Raw genomic sequence first — 13,655 nt, 5'->3', positions numbered from 1 at the left:
ACGTTTTTAGACTGGTTATTAAATGACACGCCTGGAAATGTGGACTACACACTATATAGAAAATTGAAAGGGGACTCTTAGACATGCCTACTATTAACCAATTGGTTCGTAAGCCTCGTAAGTCAAAGAGCACGAAGTCAAAGTCACCAGCTTTGAACTTCGGTTACAACTCACAATCAAAGAAGACGACTAACGTTTCTTCACCACAAAAGCGCGGTGTTGCAACTCGTGTCGGAACGATGACTCCTAAGAAGCCTAACTCAGCTTTGCGTAAGTACGCCCGTGTGCGTCTTTCAAACTTGATCGAAGTTACGGCATACATTCCTGGAATCGGCCACAACTTGCAAGAACACTCAGTTGTTTTGATCCGTGGTGGACGTGTAAAGGACTTGCCTGGAGTTCGTTACCACATCATCCGTGGTGCTTTGGATACTGCCGGTGTTGACGGCCGTATGCAATCACGTTCAAAGTACGGCGCAAAGCGTCCTAAGAAGAAGTAATTAAGGGAGGACATTAATAATGCCACGTAAGGGTTACACTAAGCAGGCTGAAGTTCTGCCTGATCCAATTTATAACTCAAAGCTTGTTTCACGTTTGATCAACCGTTTGATGCTTGATGGAAAGCGCGGAACTGCTTCAACTATCTTGTACGAAGCTTTTGATCGTATCAAGGAAGCTACTGGTCAAGAGCCATTGGCTGTGTTCGAAGAAGCTTTGAACAACATCATGCCTGTATTGGAAGTTAAGGCTCGCCGTATCGGTGGATCTAACTACCAAGTTCCTGTCGAAGTTCGTCCAGAACGTCGTGTAACGTTGGGATTGCGCTGGTTGGTGCAATACTCACGCGCTCGCGGTGAGCACACGATGGATGAGCGTTTGGCTAAGGAAATCATGGATGCTGCCAACAACACTGGTGCATCTGTTAAGAAGCGTGAAGACACGCACAAGATGGCTGAAGCCAACCGTGCCTTCGCACACTACCGTTGGTAATAACCAATTGATGGCTACAGTCTGTGAAGACTATAGCCATTTTTTGCGAATATACGGTATAATAGTACTAACGCATTAACATTGTGTTGGATGTAATAGAATTTCAAGGAGAAATACTCATGGCTAACAAGCGTGAATACCCATTGCTACGTACTCGTAACATTGGTATCATGGCGCACATCGACGCCGGTAAGACGACGACGACTGAGCGTATTTTGTACTACACTGGTAAGATCCACAAGATTGGTGAGACTCACGACGGAGCTTCACAAATGGACTTCATGGAGCAAGAAAAGGAACGTGGAATCACGATCCAATCTGCTGCCACGACTGCCGTTTGGCGTGGATTCCACGACCAATACGACAAGGAACCATTCCGTGTTAACATCATCGACACTCCAGGACACGTGGACTTCACTATCGAAGTTGAGCGTTCATTGCGTGTTCTTGACGGAGCCGTAGCCGTTCTTGACGGTGCTGCCGGTGTTGAGCCACAAACTGAAACTGTTTGGCGTCAAGCCGAGACGTACGAAGTACCTCGTATCGTCTTTGTTAACAAGATGGACAAGATGGGTGCTGACTTCCAAATGTCAGTTGACTCATTGAAGTCACGTTTGGACGCTAACGCTAAGGCTGTTCAATGGCCAATCGGTGCCGAAGATGACTTTGAGGCCATCATCGACTTGATCGAAAAGGTTGCTTTGTACCCAATCGACGAATTGGGTGAGAAGTGGGAGAAGCGCGAAATCCCTGCTGACTATGCTGAATTGGCAGAAGAGAAGTACAACGAATTGGTTGAAGCCATCGCTGATGTTGATGACGAAATCATGGACAAGTACTTGGGCGGAGAAGAGATTTCAGAAGCTGAATTGAAGGCTGCTATTCGTCGTGCAACGATTTCATTGCAATTCTACCCAGTTCTTGCAGGTTCTGCCTACAAGGATAAGGGTGTGCAAATGATGCTTGACGCGGTTGTTGACTACTTGCCATCACCATTGGATGTTAAGCCTTATGTTGCTACGGACCCAGATACTGACGAAGAAGTTGACTTGATTGCCGACGATGACAAGCCATTTGCGGCTTTGGCATTTAAGGTTATGACGGACCCATTCGTTGGTCGTTTGACTTTCGTTCGTGTTTACACTGGTACTTTGGAGTCAGGTTCATACGTTTTGAATACCTCTAAGGGAAAGCGTGAGCGTGTTGGTCGTTTGCTACAAATGCACGCTACGAACCGTACTGAAATCGAAGAAGTGTTCTCAGGTGATATCGCTGCTTTGATCGGTTTGAAGGATACGACTACTGGTGACTCATTGACTGCTACGGATCACCCATTGATCTTGGAGTCAATGGAGTTCCCTGACCCAGTTATCCAATTGGCTATCGAGCCAAAGACGAAGGCTGACCAAGACAAGATGTCAACTGCTTTGCAAAAGTTGGCTGAAGAAGACCCATCATTCCGTGCTGAGACGAACCCAGAAACTGGTGACACGTTGATCTCAGGAATGGGTGAGTTGCACTTGGACATCATCGTTGACCGTTTGCGTCGTGAATTTAACGTTGAAGCTACTGTTGGTGCGCCACAAGTTGCTTACCGTGAAGCATTTACGCAAACTGTTCAAGCCCGTGGTTACTTTAAGCGCCAATCAGGTGGTAAGGGACAATACGGTGACGTTTGGATTGAATTCTCACCAAACGAAGAAGGTGCTGGATTCGAGTTCGAAGATGCCATCGTTGGTGGTGTGGTTCCTCGTGAATACATCCCTTCAGTTGAAGCTGGTTTGAAGGACTCATTGAACAACGGTCCTTTGGCTGGATTCCCATTGGTTGACTTGAAGGCTAAGTTGTACGATGGTTCATACCACGATGTCGACTCATCAGAAGCTGCCTTTAAGATTGCTGCATCATTGGCTTTGAAGGAAGCTGCAAAGACCGCTGGTGCCGTTATCTTGGAGCCAATCATGAAGGTTGACATCGTTGTTCCTGAGGATAACTTGGGAGATGCAATGGGTCACGTTTCAGCCCGTCGTGGTTTGTTGGAAGGACAAGAGCAACGTGGTAACTCAATGATGATCCACGCTAAGGTTCCTCTATCAGAAATGTTCGGATATGCAACGACTTTGCGTTCAGCTACGCAAGGACGTGGAACGTTCCAAATGGCATTCGATCACTACGAAGCTGTTCCTAAGAACGTGCAAGACGACATCATCTCAAAGTACGGTAAGGGTTCAGACGCTGAGTAATTTTTAATTACAAGCGACTGCTTACAATATTAAGATGAAAATTAAGGATGAAGATAATTCGCAAGAGTTATCTTCATCCTTTTTTGTTTTGTACTGTTAAACTATGACCATAAGAATGATGGGGGCTTAGTCTATGAATAAGAAGATTGTAGCAGGTGGTGTTATCGTTGTTGCTGCTGTGGCTGGTGGAATTGGCTATGGCGTAACACACGGCGAAAGCGCAGTTTGCATCACATATGATGAGTATGTTTAAGTCGGATGACAATGTTTATAAGTTCAAGTTAGATTCGGCAGATAAATCTGATATGCGTGTTTCTGGTAAGGTGTTACAAGATGCCAAGAAAACCAGCAATATCGCTCTCACAGCTGATGTGACGACGGATGGTCAGACAGCTACGTACGATTTGAAGAAGAATGCCAAGCATACCTATGTGTCAGCCGGTTTCTTGGGTGATGTTATGAAGATGGATGGGGCCACTGATATTCCAGAGTTGGCAAAGGTACTTAAGAACACTTGGCTAGAAACGGATAACAAATCATATAGTAAGGTTGATCCTGAAGACGTCAAAAAGGATGCCCAGACGATGACCAAGTGGTTCACGGACTTGGATGGCAAAAAATTCAAGAAGGTGGACGATGGGTATCAGGTGACTCTGAATAAAGCTGACTATAAGAGCTTTGTGGGAGCGCTAAAGAAAACGGAAACTGCTAAGACGATGAAAGTTAAAGCGGCTACTTGGAAAGACATCACGGCATCAATTGATGACATGGAAAAGCCTAAGTTGACGATTACTATGGCTGATAAGGGACATCAAGTCAAAGTAGCATCAGAAGCGGTGGTTGAAGGTAAAAAGGCCGCGTTCAACACGCAACTAACCACAACCCGCAAGGATGATCAAACCGTTAAGATGCCAACCTCTGAAGAAATTAAGACTCAGAAGGAATTCACCAATATTATTACGGCGGTGATTATGCAATATGCTTTCCAACAGATGGGTTCTGACAGCGATTATTAGACTAATAAGCACCAGCATCTCGCTGGTGTTTTTTACTTCATGGCGTTTACAGAACGGTTAAGTGGAATGGAAAAGTGATACAAAGTTCCTTATTTTTGGTAAAATTAAGCTTATGTAAAGAAAGGTGGTACTCAGTAATTGGCACAACCCATTATTGAATTTAAGCATGTGGCTAAGCAATACGACGACACAGTCGTATTGAAGTCTGTCGATTTAGAAATCGAAGCAGGGAAGTTTTACACCTTGTTGGGTCCTTCAGGATCAGGTAAGACAACGATTTTGCGTTTGATTGCCGGCTTCTTGGAGGCCTCATCAGGTGACATCCTGTTTGAAGGGGAACGTATTAACGATGTTCCAGCTGAAAAGCGCCGTGTAAATACGGTTTTCCAGAACTACGCATTGTTCCCAAATATGAACGTATTTGAGAACGTCGCCTTTGGAATGTCTATTAAAGGAAAGCCAAAGAATGAAATTAAGGCGAAGGTCGCTGAAATGCTTGAAATGGTCAAGTTGGGTGGCTACGAGGACCGTGAAATTTCAGAGCTTTCTGGTGGTCAACAACAACGTGTTGCGATTGCGCGCGCGTTGGCTAACGACCCAGAAGTCTTGTTGCTAGACGAACCATTGTCAGCGTTGGACTACAAGTTGCGTAAGGATATGCAATACGAATTGCGTGAAATCCAAAAGCGTTTGGGCATTACGTTTATCTTCGTTACCCACGATCAAGAAGAAGCGTTGGCAATGTCTGACTGGATTTTCGTTACGAACGAGGGAGAAATCGTTCAAAATGGAACGCCAGTTGATATCTACGATGAACCAATCAACCACTTCGTTGCGGACTTTATTGGTGAATCAAACATCGTGCCGGGTGTGATGCGTGAAGACTACTTGGTTTCATTTGCCGGTAAGGAATTTGAAAACGTCGACGGTGGTATGCGTCCTAACGAACAAGTTGAAGTTGTTTTGCGTCCGGAAGATTTGGACTTGGTGTCTGAAGAAGAAGGTAAGCTGGTCGTAACGATTGATGACCAATCATTCCGTGGTGACTACTACGAAATTACGGCGTACGATGATGACCAAAACGAATGGCAAATTCAAGCGACAAACCCAGCTGTTATTGGGGAACGTCGTGGTTTATACTTCGACCCAGAAGATATTCACATTATGCGTTTGAACGAATCTGAAGAAGACTTCGATGCCCGTTTGGAGCAATACGAGGACGCTGAAGAGGAAGAAGGGGCTGCAAATGAAGAATAAGGGAACAATCAGCTACACGGTTCCATACTACTTGTGGCTCGTTCTCTTTGTCATTGCGCCAGTTGTCCTATTGGTTATCCAATCATTTGGAAACATTTATGGACACTTCACGTTCGACAATTATGCGACCTACTTTAGTTCAGGGACGTATCTTCGTATGACGTTCAACTCGGTATTCTTTGCTTTCGTTGTGACGGCAATTACCTTGTTGATTTCATACCCAATGGCCTACATTATGAGCCGTTTGAAGAACGCACAATTGTGGCTGTTGCTTGTTATTTTGCCTACATGGGTCAACCTATTGCTTAAGGCATATGCATTTATTGGGCTATTTTCTAAGACAGGAACAGTTAATAACTTCCTAAGCTTTATCGGTATCGGCCCTCACCAAATCATGTTTACAGATGCATCATTTATGATTGTTGCGGCGTACATTGAAATTCCATTCATGATTATGCCAATTTTCAATTCACTGGTTGAATTGGATCGTAGCTTGATTAATGCGGCTCGCGATTTGGGGGCAACACCATGGCAAACGTTGACGAAGGTCATTATTCCAATGTCAATGGGTGGTGTGAAGGCTGGTATTCAAGCCGTCTTCATCCCAACGCTATCACTATTCATGATTACCCGTTTGATTGGTGGAAACCGCGTCATTACGCTGGGTACTGCCATTGAAGAGCACTTCTTGGTAACGCAAAACTGGGGAATGGGTTCAACAATTGGTGTGATTTTGATTATTGCCATGGCTGCAACGATGTTCTTTACGCGTGATCGTAAGAAGAAGGGAGGCCGTCGTGGATAATAAGCCAAAAAAGTGGTCATACATTTACTTGGTGTTTGTTTTCATCTTGATGTATGCACCAATCTTCTATTTGATTTTCTACTCATTCAACAAGGGTGATTACATGAGTGGCTTTGAAGGCTTCTCATTGCGTCACTACGGCGACATGTTCGCTGATACTCGCTTGATGGAAATTTTGGTTAACACGTTCATTGTGGCATTGCTTTCTTCTGTGATTGCAACGCTAATTGGAACGTTTGGTGCCTTGGGTGTTTACAACACGAAGAATCGTGGGACGAAGAACTTGTTGCTATCATTGAATAACGTATTGATGGTTTCACCAGACGTTATCATTGGTGCTAGTTTCTTGATTTTCTTCACGATGATTGGCATGAGCCTTGGCTTTGAGTCAGTTGTGTTGTCACACATCGCATTCTCAATTCCGATTGTTGTGTTGATGGTCTTGCCACGTTTGAATGAAATGAACCCAGCGTTGATCGACGCTGCTCGCGACTTGGGCGCGTCTAATTACCAAGTGTTGTCACGTGTTGTTTTGCCTTATGCTTGGCCTGGTATTTTGGCTGGGTTCTTCATGGCTATCACGTACTCACTTGATGATTTCGCGGTAACGTTCTTCGTGACTGGAAACGGATTCTCAACGTTGTCAGTTGAAATTTACTCACGTGCACGTCAAGGAATTGACTTGTCAATTAACGCCTTGTCAGCCTTGATGTTCTTGTTGTCTTTGCTTTTGGTCACAATCTACTACTTCATTTCAAACTACAGTATGAAGTCAAGTAAGAAGAAGCGTGGCGGTGCAGCGGGAATGGTGGTACATCAATAATGAAGAGATTAGCATGGTTAACCGGGATTATTCTGGCCGCAGTCGCTTTGTTATTTGGTATCAATCTAGCATTGCAAAAGTCGGCCGAGTCTGGCTTGAAGTCAGGCGCTAATAAGACCCTAACGATTTATAACTGGGGAGATTACATCGACCCAACGTTGATTAAGAAGTTCCAAAACGAAACTGGTTACAAAGTGGACTATGAGACTTTTGACTCAAACGAAGCGATGTTTACGAAGATTCAACAAGGTGGAACGCACTATGATTTGGCGGTTCCGTCAGATTACATGATCCAGAAGATGAAGAAGGCCAATATGTTGGTCAAGCTTGATCACAGCAAGTTGACTGGTTTGAACAACTACGATGACCGTTTTATGGATCAGCCGTTTGATCGTGGTAACGAGTACTCAGTGCCTTATTTCTGGGGAACATTGGGAATTGTTTACAACGACAAGTACGTTAAGCCAGGGGAAATTAAGACCTGGAACGACCTATGGAACCCACGTTTTAAGAATTCAATCATGTTGATTGATTCTTCTCGTGACATCATGGGGATGACGTTGGCCTCAAGTGGTAATTCAGTTAACACAAAGAGCATTCCAGAATTGGCTGCGGCTAAGGGAAAGCTTGAAACATTGATGCCAAACGTTAAGGCGATTGTTGCCGACGAAATCAAGATGTACATGGCCCAAGATGAGGCTGCCTTGGCAGTTGATTACTCAGGTGATGCTGCCGAAATGATTTCTGAAAACAGTCATCTGCACTATGTGGTGCCATCTGACGGTGGTAACATGTGGTTCGATAATATCGTTATGCCTAAGACGGTGAAGAATAAGAAAGCAGCGTATGCATTCATTAACTTCATGAGCAAGCCAGAAAATGCAGCGAAGAATGCTGAATATGTTGGTTATGCAACGCCTAATAAGAAGGCGAAGGCTTTGTTGCCAAAGTCAATTCGTAACGATAAGCAATGGTATCCAGATGCCAAGACATTGTCGCATTTGGAAGTTTACCAAGACCTCGGCCCATACTGGGTTGGTCAATACAACGATTACTTCTTGGAATTCAAGATGACAAACCGTTAAGCAATGAAGGCCGGTGCAGCAATGTGCCGGCCTTTTTGCACGCAATCACAAAATATTTACAGTTATTCTAAGGAAAGACACGTATAATGAAAGGGTTAAGTTGATTTGTAAATCAGGGGAGAAGTATTACTAATGAAAAAGTTTCGACCAGAAGTGTTGATTGCTGCCATTGCGGTGGTAGTCGTCGCGGGTGCGATGGTATTTGCAGCGATGTCTGCTAAGTCAGGGGATGCACAAACAAGCTCTTCATCAAGTGCTAGTTCATCATCAACGTTGTCTAAGGCAAAGTTGGATAAGTTGACGTTGCCACAATTGTCAGATACGGTTGCTAAGAACGAAAGTGAAGTTGTGATGCATACATCAATGGGTGACATCACGATTAAGTTGTTCAACAAGTATGCACCGTTGGCTGTTGAGAACTTCGTGACGCACGCCAAGGATGGTTACTACAACAACACGACATTCCACCGTGTCATTAAGGATTTCATGATCCAAGGTGGTGATCCTAAGGGTGATGGTACTGGTGGTGAGTCAATTTGGAATGGTAAGGATTCTAAGATTGATAGTGGTAATGGTTTCAAGAACGAAATTAGCCCATCTTTGTACAACATCCGTGGGGCGCTTGCAATGGCGAATGCCGGTGCTGATACTAACGGGTCACAATTCTTTATCAACCAAAATTCAGATGATGTGACCAGCAAGATTAGTGCTAAGCGTTACCCAGAAAAGATTTATGAAGCTTACAAGAAGGGTGGAAACCCAACTTTGGACGGCTCATACACAGTCTTTGGTCAAGTTATTTCAGGTATGGACGTTGTCGATAAGATTGCGTCAGTTTCTACCGATGACAGTGATAAGCCAACTGAGACGGTGACGGTAACGTCAGTCGAAGTGGTTAAGGATGCTTCAAGCAAGTAAAATAAAAAAGAAAAGCACACGCTCGAATGAGCGTGTGCTTTTTGTTAGTGCGCAGTTTCTTCTTCCTCTTGCACTTCATGCGCTTGCGCAGTGTTGTTAACAAGCAATTGGAAGTAGTTATCAAATCCAGGCTTGTCATAACTTTGCATCAAAGCAATGAAGTCAACAGTAGACCATTCACTGACAATAATGGCACCATCATTGTATTGCAAACTGCGCGCAATTGATGATGTGTTCTCAACTAGATAGAAGGTCTCATTTGTGTCTAGGTACAACAACTGCAACTTGATGTTACGGTTGGCACCTAGAGCGGCCTTCGCAGCTAGGAATGGGTCTGAAACGAAACGTTGACTAACGTTCTCGTGACGAAACTTGTGAATCGTCTCCAACGTGTTACCAATAATCTTCATAGCGAGTTCCTCGACTTTATCGAATAATAAATTAGAATGATAAAAAATACCGTTTTCTAATAACATTTTAATAAAACGTTGATAAGCATTATAATACCACCATATATCGAATACGACTAGATGGTTTTGTGTATTAAAAATGAAAGCCACCAACCTGCGAGTTTGGTTGGTGGCAATATCGAATTATTGAATGATCAAAACGTCAGTCTTAGCGTTTTGAACAACGAATGAGGCAACTGAACCAACCAACAAACGCTCCAACGTGTTCAAGCCAGACTTTCCAAGCATGATCAATTCGTTGCCGTGATCAGCAGGGAAGTCGCGGGCGATAACCGTCTTAGGTGAACCGAAACGAACGTGGATGTTAACATCCTTGGCACCTTCGTTTTGAGCAAGTTCTTGGTACTTAGCCAACTTTTCTTCGGCGTCTTGAACCAATTGGTAGACAACGTCACCAGAAATTGACATACCAGCCAAACCTGACAATGAGTTTGTGTCGATAACGTACAACAAGTCCAATGAAGTCTCGTTACGTACGGCAACGGCAGCGGCCTTTTCAACCAACTTCTCTGAAATCTTTGATCCGTCGACTGGGGCCAAAATGTTCTTGTAGTTAATGCTTTCTGCAGCCATGGCGATTTACCATCCTTTTTTAATCGATTTAGACAACATTTGTATGTGTCCCTTTGATATAAATTATTATATACCTAATGATACAAGAATGTAAGCGGTTTCTGTTAGACAATTAATCGAGAAAATAATGAGCGTCGAACCGTAGTTTATGACGTTTTTGTTTTGAATGTTACTAAATTATGTCAGCGGTGAAAAAACAGGTTCTTAACTTGCTTCCCAAATGATAGCCATGTATAATACTTGTTATGCGATGAGTCGAGAAGATCACGTTAGATCTTTGATAAACGGCCCTCATTAACAGCCGCATTGCTGGAGGGTGAGATAGGGAGTTGTGGAACTCGCTTCTCTGCACATGACTAACTTCGAGTTCGCTCGTTGGTGTACGTTGACTGATGGGTAACCATCACGTGAGCTAGAGCACGTCAATTCTAGCATTGCCAAGCGGAAAACGTCGGTCTTCGGACCGGCGTTTTTTGCATACATAAGACATATAATTACGACTTAACCATATAATGTACTATAATAAGTATGTTGTTAATATTCGATAAAAGGGGATATCGATTATGGAAAAGTTAATACAAATTCGAGTTGAAGAAGAAATCCGTAACGGTGCCGATGAAGTCTTTCGTCAAGAATGGCTAACAACGCAACAAGCGGTCAAAATGTTTTTGACGCAGGTTGCCAATAATGGCGAGTCACCGTTTCATGATTTATTTAGGCCAAAAGCGTAATACGATGAACGTCCCAGCAAAAAAGCGTGGGACGTTTATTTTTTCTTCATACCGCGAGTACAATAGGTTTGCTATAATAAAACAGAAGAAACTAGGGGGATGAATATGCAAACAATCACATTTCGACGTTTCTCTTTTTTTCAGCGACTGCTGATTAACACCATTATGTTGTTAGCCCTCGCTGGTTTATTTAAGCAAGGGCTCTATATCAGTAACTTGTTCACAGCAGTTTTGGCGGCACTTATTTTGGGTGTCCTAAATGCTTTGGTGAAGCCAGTGCTCCAAATTTTGGCATTGCCTTTTACGGTGCTAACGTTTGGTATTTTTGGCCTTATTGTTAACGGCATCGTTTTGTGGATGGCGTCAGCAATTGTGGGGGATGGCTTCCGCTTTGTAAGTTTTGGTTGGGCAGTCTTTATCGCGATCATCATGTCACTGGTGAACTTGATAATTTCAAGCTACTTCAGTCGACGAGATAGCGACATCAATAAGGAAGATTAACGATATGGCAAAGAAAATTACAGTCAAGGATTTGCTTGATAACACGCACTTGAATTTAGTTGCCGGTGAAGAATATCTAAATCGTGAAATCACGACAGCGGATATTTCTCGTCCTGGTTTGGAAATGACGGGATACTTTAATTACTATGCACCTGAACGTGTGCAGTTGATGGGAATCACGGAAACGTCATTTGCACACCGCATGAATCACGACGAATTGTTGATGGTTGCACGTAAGATGATGCAACCGAACACACCAGCGTTTGTCGTTTCAACTGGACGTCAATTGCCACAAGAGTTTATGCAAGCAGCCCTTGAAGCACAAATTCCAGTGTTGGCGACGGAATTGACATCATCACGTATTTTGTCAAACATGACCTTCTTCTTAAGTGGCGGTTTGGCAGAACGTCAATCAGTCCACGGTGTCTTGGTCGACATCTTTGGATTGGGTGTTTTGATTACGGGTGATTCTGGGGTTGGTAAGTCAGAAACGGCGCTTGAACTTGTGCAACGTGGTCACCGTTTGATTGCGGATGACCGTGTTGATGTTTATGCACAAGATGTAGAACGTTTGGTCGGTGAGCCACCTGCTATTTTGCGTAACTTGATGGAGTTGCGTGGTGTGGGAATTATCGACGTGATGAACTTGTATGGTGCTGGTGCCGTGCGTTCACACGCAACGATTGCCTTTAACCTGCACTTGGCCAAGTGGACAGATGATCAAAAGGTTGACCGTTTGGGTAATGGCGAGGAAACTATCCAAATTCAAGGTGTTGATTTGCCACGCTTTGTTTTGCCAGTTCAAACTGGACGAAACTTGGCTGTTTTGATTGAAACGGCAGCTAAGAATTTCCGTGCCAAGAAGATGGGATTTGACGCAACTGAAACATTTAACGATAATTTGAACAAGTTAATTGCTGAAAATTCAGAGAATTAATGATTTCATTAAGGAAAAGCCCCAACTGATGGGCTTTTTCACTTTTGTGCGTTTTCAAAATTTGTGAATATGGTATTATAGAGTATGTTAGTTTTTGGCTTAAGACCAAATCTAACGCAAGGAGGAACATTGTGAGCAATGAAGTAATTACAGTGCTAGGTGCTGGATCTTGGGGAACCGCCTTAGCAAATGTTGCTGCTGAGAATGGACATGATGTTCGTCTTTGGACATATAAGCCCGCTCAAGTAGCAGAAATCAATGAACAACACCGAAACAGTCAGTACCTCGGCGACAACCCTTTACATGAAGGTGTCGTTGCAACGGCCGATATGACCGAAGCGGTACGCGATGCGACAATCGTCTTGAGTGTGGTGCCTACTAAGGCGACACGCGAGGTTGCACATCAATTGTCAGACGTGTTGTCAGCTTTGGACCAACAAGTTGTGTTGGTCGCTGCAACGAAAGGCTTGGAGCCGGGTACTTACAAGCGTGCATCAGAGATGCTTGCTGAAGAAGTAGCTGACTCACAGCGCTTGGGCTTGGGAATTATCTCAGGACCATCTCACGCGGAAGGGGTTATCAAGCATGACCCAACGCTAGTAACGGCTGTAAGCGAGAATTTGGCAACTGCTGAGCGCGTGCAAGCTGCCTTTACGAACAGCGTATTCCGTGTGTACACAAACACAGATTTGATTGGTGCTGAATTTGGTGCCGCATTAAAGAACGTTATTGCAATCGGTGCGGGGGCACTTGAGAGCTTGGGCTTTGATGCAAACGCTAAGGCAGGATTGTTTACACGTGGTTTGGCTGAAATCAGTCGCCTCGGGCAAGCATTTGGTGCAAACCCACTAACGTTCATGGGCTTGTCTGGTGTTGGTGACTTGTTTGTCACGGCAACTTCAGTATACTCACGTAATTACCGTGCTGGTGTACAACTTGGAGAAGGCAAGAAGCTTGATGACATCGTCGAAAACATGGGGATGGTCATCGAAGGAATTTCAACAACCAAGGTCGCTCATGAACTTGCGCTTAAGAAGCATGTTGAAATGCCAATTACATCTACAATTTATCGTGTCTTGTACGAAGGTCAAGATATCAAGGAGGCCATCAACGAATTGATGGGTCGTCCAGTTTCACAAGAAGGGAAGTAACACACTATGAAGCCAGTACGTAAGGCTATTATCCCAGCAGCAGGTTTGGGAACTCGTTTTTTGCCAGCAACTAAGGCCTTGGCCAAGGAAATGTTGCCAATCGTTGATAAGCCAACGATTCAATTTATCATCGAAGAAGCTTTGGCATCAGGTAT

General features: G+C 44.0%; 16 protein-coding genes. 14 read left to right on the top strand and 2 right to left on the bottom strand.

All coding sequences use genetic code 11. The features are described 5' to 3' along the window. Positions 1-83 precede the first annotated feature (83 nt). The 9 genes from rpsL to C6P11_RS08360 all read left to right on the top strand — a co-directional run bounded on the left by rpsL (position 84) and on the right by C6P11_RS08360 (position 9,137). The gene (rpsL, locus tag C6P11_RS08400) at positions 84-500 is read left to right on the top strand and encodes a 30S ribosomal protein S12 (protein WP_003608097.1); all 417 of its coding nucleotides are present in this window, start codon (positions 84-86) and stop codon (positions 498-500) included. A gap of 19 nt (positions 501-519) precedes the next feature. Beyond that, a complete protein-coding gene (gene rpsG / locus C6P11_RS08395; protein ID WP_003608096.1) occupies positions 520-990 on the top strand; it encodes a 30S ribosomal protein S7 in 471 nt (156 codons plus the stop codon). A gap of 119 nt (positions 991-1,109) precedes the next feature. Continuing rightward, positions 1,110-3,233, top strand: a complete 2,124-nt coding sequence (gene fusA / locus C6P11_RS08390) for an elongation factor G (RefSeq protein ID WP_135520287.1) — start codon at positions 1,110-1,112, stop codon at positions 3,231-3,233. A 236-nt stretch (positions 3,234-3,469) separates the two neighbouring features. After that, complete coding sequence (locus C6P11_RS08385; RefSeq protein WP_135520285.1) at positions 3,470-4,249, top strand: hypothetical protein; 780 nt, start codon at positions 3,470-3,472, stop codon at positions 4,247-4,249. 138 nt (positions 4,250-4,387) lie between these two features. Next, positions 4,388-5,506, top strand: a complete 1,119-nt coding sequence (locus C6P11_RS08380) for an ABC transporter ATP-binding protein (RefSeq protein ID WP_135520283.1) — start codon at positions 4,388-4,390, stop codon at positions 5,504-5,506. Continuing rightward, positions 5,496-6,311 (top strand): ABC transporter permease, encoded by an 816-nt coding sequence (locus tag C6P11_RS08375; RefSeq protein ID WP_039968165.1) that lies wholly within the window; start codon positions 5,496-5,498, stop codon positions 6,309-6,311. The genes C6P11_RS08380 and C6P11_RS08375 overlap by 11 nt, the downstream gene beginning before the upstream one ends. Next, positions 6,304-7,134 carry an ABC transporter permease gene (locus tag C6P11_RS08370; RefSeq protein WP_135520281.1) on the top strand — a complete coding sequence of 277 codons (831 nt, stop codon included), beginning with the start codon at positions 6,304-6,306 and terminating at the stop codon, positions 7,132-7,134. The genes C6P11_RS08375 and C6P11_RS08370 overlap by 8 nt, the downstream gene beginning before the upstream one ends. Continuing rightward, positions 7,134-8,219: an ABC transporter substrate-binding protein gene (locus C6P11_RS08365; RefSeq protein ID WP_135520279.1), complete on the top strand. Its 1,086-nt coding sequence runs from the start codon at positions 7,134-7,136 to the stop codon at positions 8,217-8,219. The genes C6P11_RS08370 and C6P11_RS08365 overlap by 1 nt, the downstream gene beginning before the upstream one ends. 132 nt (positions 8,220-8,351) lie before the next feature. Next, entirely contained in the window at positions 8,352-9,137 is a 786-nt protein-coding gene (locus C6P11_RS08360) for a peptidylprolyl isomerase (protein WP_135520277.1), read from the top strand. A gap of 44 nt (positions 9,138-9,181) precedes the next feature. On the opposite strand, the gene C6P11_RS08355 is transcribed toward C6P11_RS08360, so the two are convergent. Then, positions 9,182-9,547 (bottom strand): hypothetical protein, encoded by a 366-nt coding sequence (locus C6P11_RS08355; RefSeq protein ID WP_135520275.1) that lies wholly within the window; start codon positions 9,545-9,547, stop codon positions 9,182-9,184. A gap of 183 nt (positions 9,548-9,730) precedes the next feature. Further along, positions 9,731-10,180: a universal stress protein gene (locus C6P11_RS08350; RefSeq protein ID WP_003608086.1), complete on the bottom strand. Its 450-nt coding sequence runs from the start codon at positions 10,178-10,180 to the stop codon at positions 9,731-9,733. 563 nt (positions 10,181-10,743) lie between these two features. Here C6P11_RS08350 and C6P11_RS08345 point away from each other — a divergent pair. The 5 genes from C6P11_RS08345 to C6P11_RS08325 form a co-directional block, all read left to right on the top strand. Then, positions 10,744-10,911: a type II toxin-antitoxin system RelB/DinJ family antitoxin gene (locus C6P11_RS08345; RefSeq protein WP_210114233.1), complete on the top strand. Its 168-nt coding sequence runs from the start codon at positions 10,744-10,746 to the stop codon at positions 10,909-10,911. 105 nt (positions 10,912-11,016) lie between these two features. Beyond that, complete coding sequence (locus C6P11_RS08340; RefSeq protein WP_210114232.1) at positions 11,017-11,412, top strand: phage holin family protein; 396 nt, start codon at positions 11,017-11,019, stop codon at positions 11,410-11,412. Between the two features lie 4 nt (positions 11,413-11,416). After that, positions 11,417-12,349, top strand: coding sequence for an HPr(Ser) kinase/phosphatase (gene hprK, locus C6P11_RS08335; RefSeq protein ID WP_135520271.1), 933 nt, complete (start codon positions 11,417-11,419; stop codon positions 12,347-12,349). Positions 12,350-12,480: 131 nt separating this feature from the next. Then, the gene (locus C6P11_RS08330; protein ID WP_135520269.1) at positions 12,481-13,500 is read left to right on the top strand and encodes an NAD(P)H-dependent glycerol-3-phosphate dehydrogenase; all 1,020 of its coding nucleotides are present in this window, start codon (positions 12,481-12,483) and stop codon (positions 13,498-13,500) included. A gap of 6 nt (positions 13,501-13,506) precedes the next feature. Then, a partial coding sequence (locus C6P11_RS08325; RefSeq protein WP_245299848.1) for a sugar phosphate nucleotidyltransferase occupies positions 13,507-13,655 on the top strand: 149 nt, incomplete at its 3' end.

Source organism: Weissella confusa (assembly GCF_004766315.1).
Lineage (GTDB): Bacteria > Bacillota > Bacilli > Lactobacillales > Lactobacillaceae > Weissella > Weissella confusa_A.
The sequence above is the reverse complement of the archived record's forward strand: the minus strand, read 5'-3'. Positions and strand labels throughout refer to the sequence as shown.

Coding starts and splice junctions, on each gene's coding strand:
- rpsL (WP_003608097.1), top strand. CDS start 84: ATGCCTACTATTAACCAATTGGTTCGTAAGCCTCGTAAGTCAAAGAGC.
- rpsG (WP_003608096.1), top strand. CDS start 520: ATGCCACGTAAGGGTTACACTAAGCAGGCTGAAGTTCTGCCTGATCCA.
- fusA (WP_135520287.1), top strand. CDS start 1,110: ATGGCTAACAAGCGTGAATACCCATTGCTACGTACTCGTAACATTGGT.
- C6P11_RS08385 (WP_135520285.1), top strand. CDS start 3,470: ATGATGAGTATGTTTAAGTCGGATGACAATGTTTATAAGTTCAAGTTA.
- C6P11_RS08375 (WP_039968165.1), top strand. CDS start 5,496: ATGAAGAATAAGGGAACAATCAGCTACACGGTTCCATACTACTTGTGG.
- C6P11_RS08365 (WP_135520279.1), top strand. CDS start 7,134: ATGAAGAGATTAGCATGGTTAACCGGGATTATTCTGGCCGCAGTCGCT.
- C6P11_RS08360 (WP_135520277.1), top strand. CDS start 8,352: ATGAAAAAGTTTCGACCAGAAGTGTTGATTGCTGCCATTGCGGTGGTA.
- C6P11_RS08355 (WP_135520275.1), bottom strand. CDS start 9,547: ATGAAGATTATTGGTAACACGTTGGAGACGATTCACAAGTTTCGTCAC.
- C6P11_RS08350 (WP_003608086.1), bottom strand. CDS start 10,180: ATGGCTGCAGAAAGCATTAACTACAAGAACATTTTGGCCCCAGTCGAC.
- C6P11_RS08345 (WP_210114233.1), top strand. CDS start 10,744: ATGGAAAAGTTAATACAAATTCGAGTTGAAGAAGAAATCCGTAACGGT.
- C6P11_RS08340 (WP_210114232.1), top strand. CDS start 11,017: ATGCAAACAATCACATTTCGACGTTTCTCTTTTTTTCAGCGACTGCTG.
- hprK (WP_135520271.1), top strand. CDS start 11,417: ATGGCAAAGAAAATTACAGTCAAGGATTTGCTTGATAACACGCACTTG.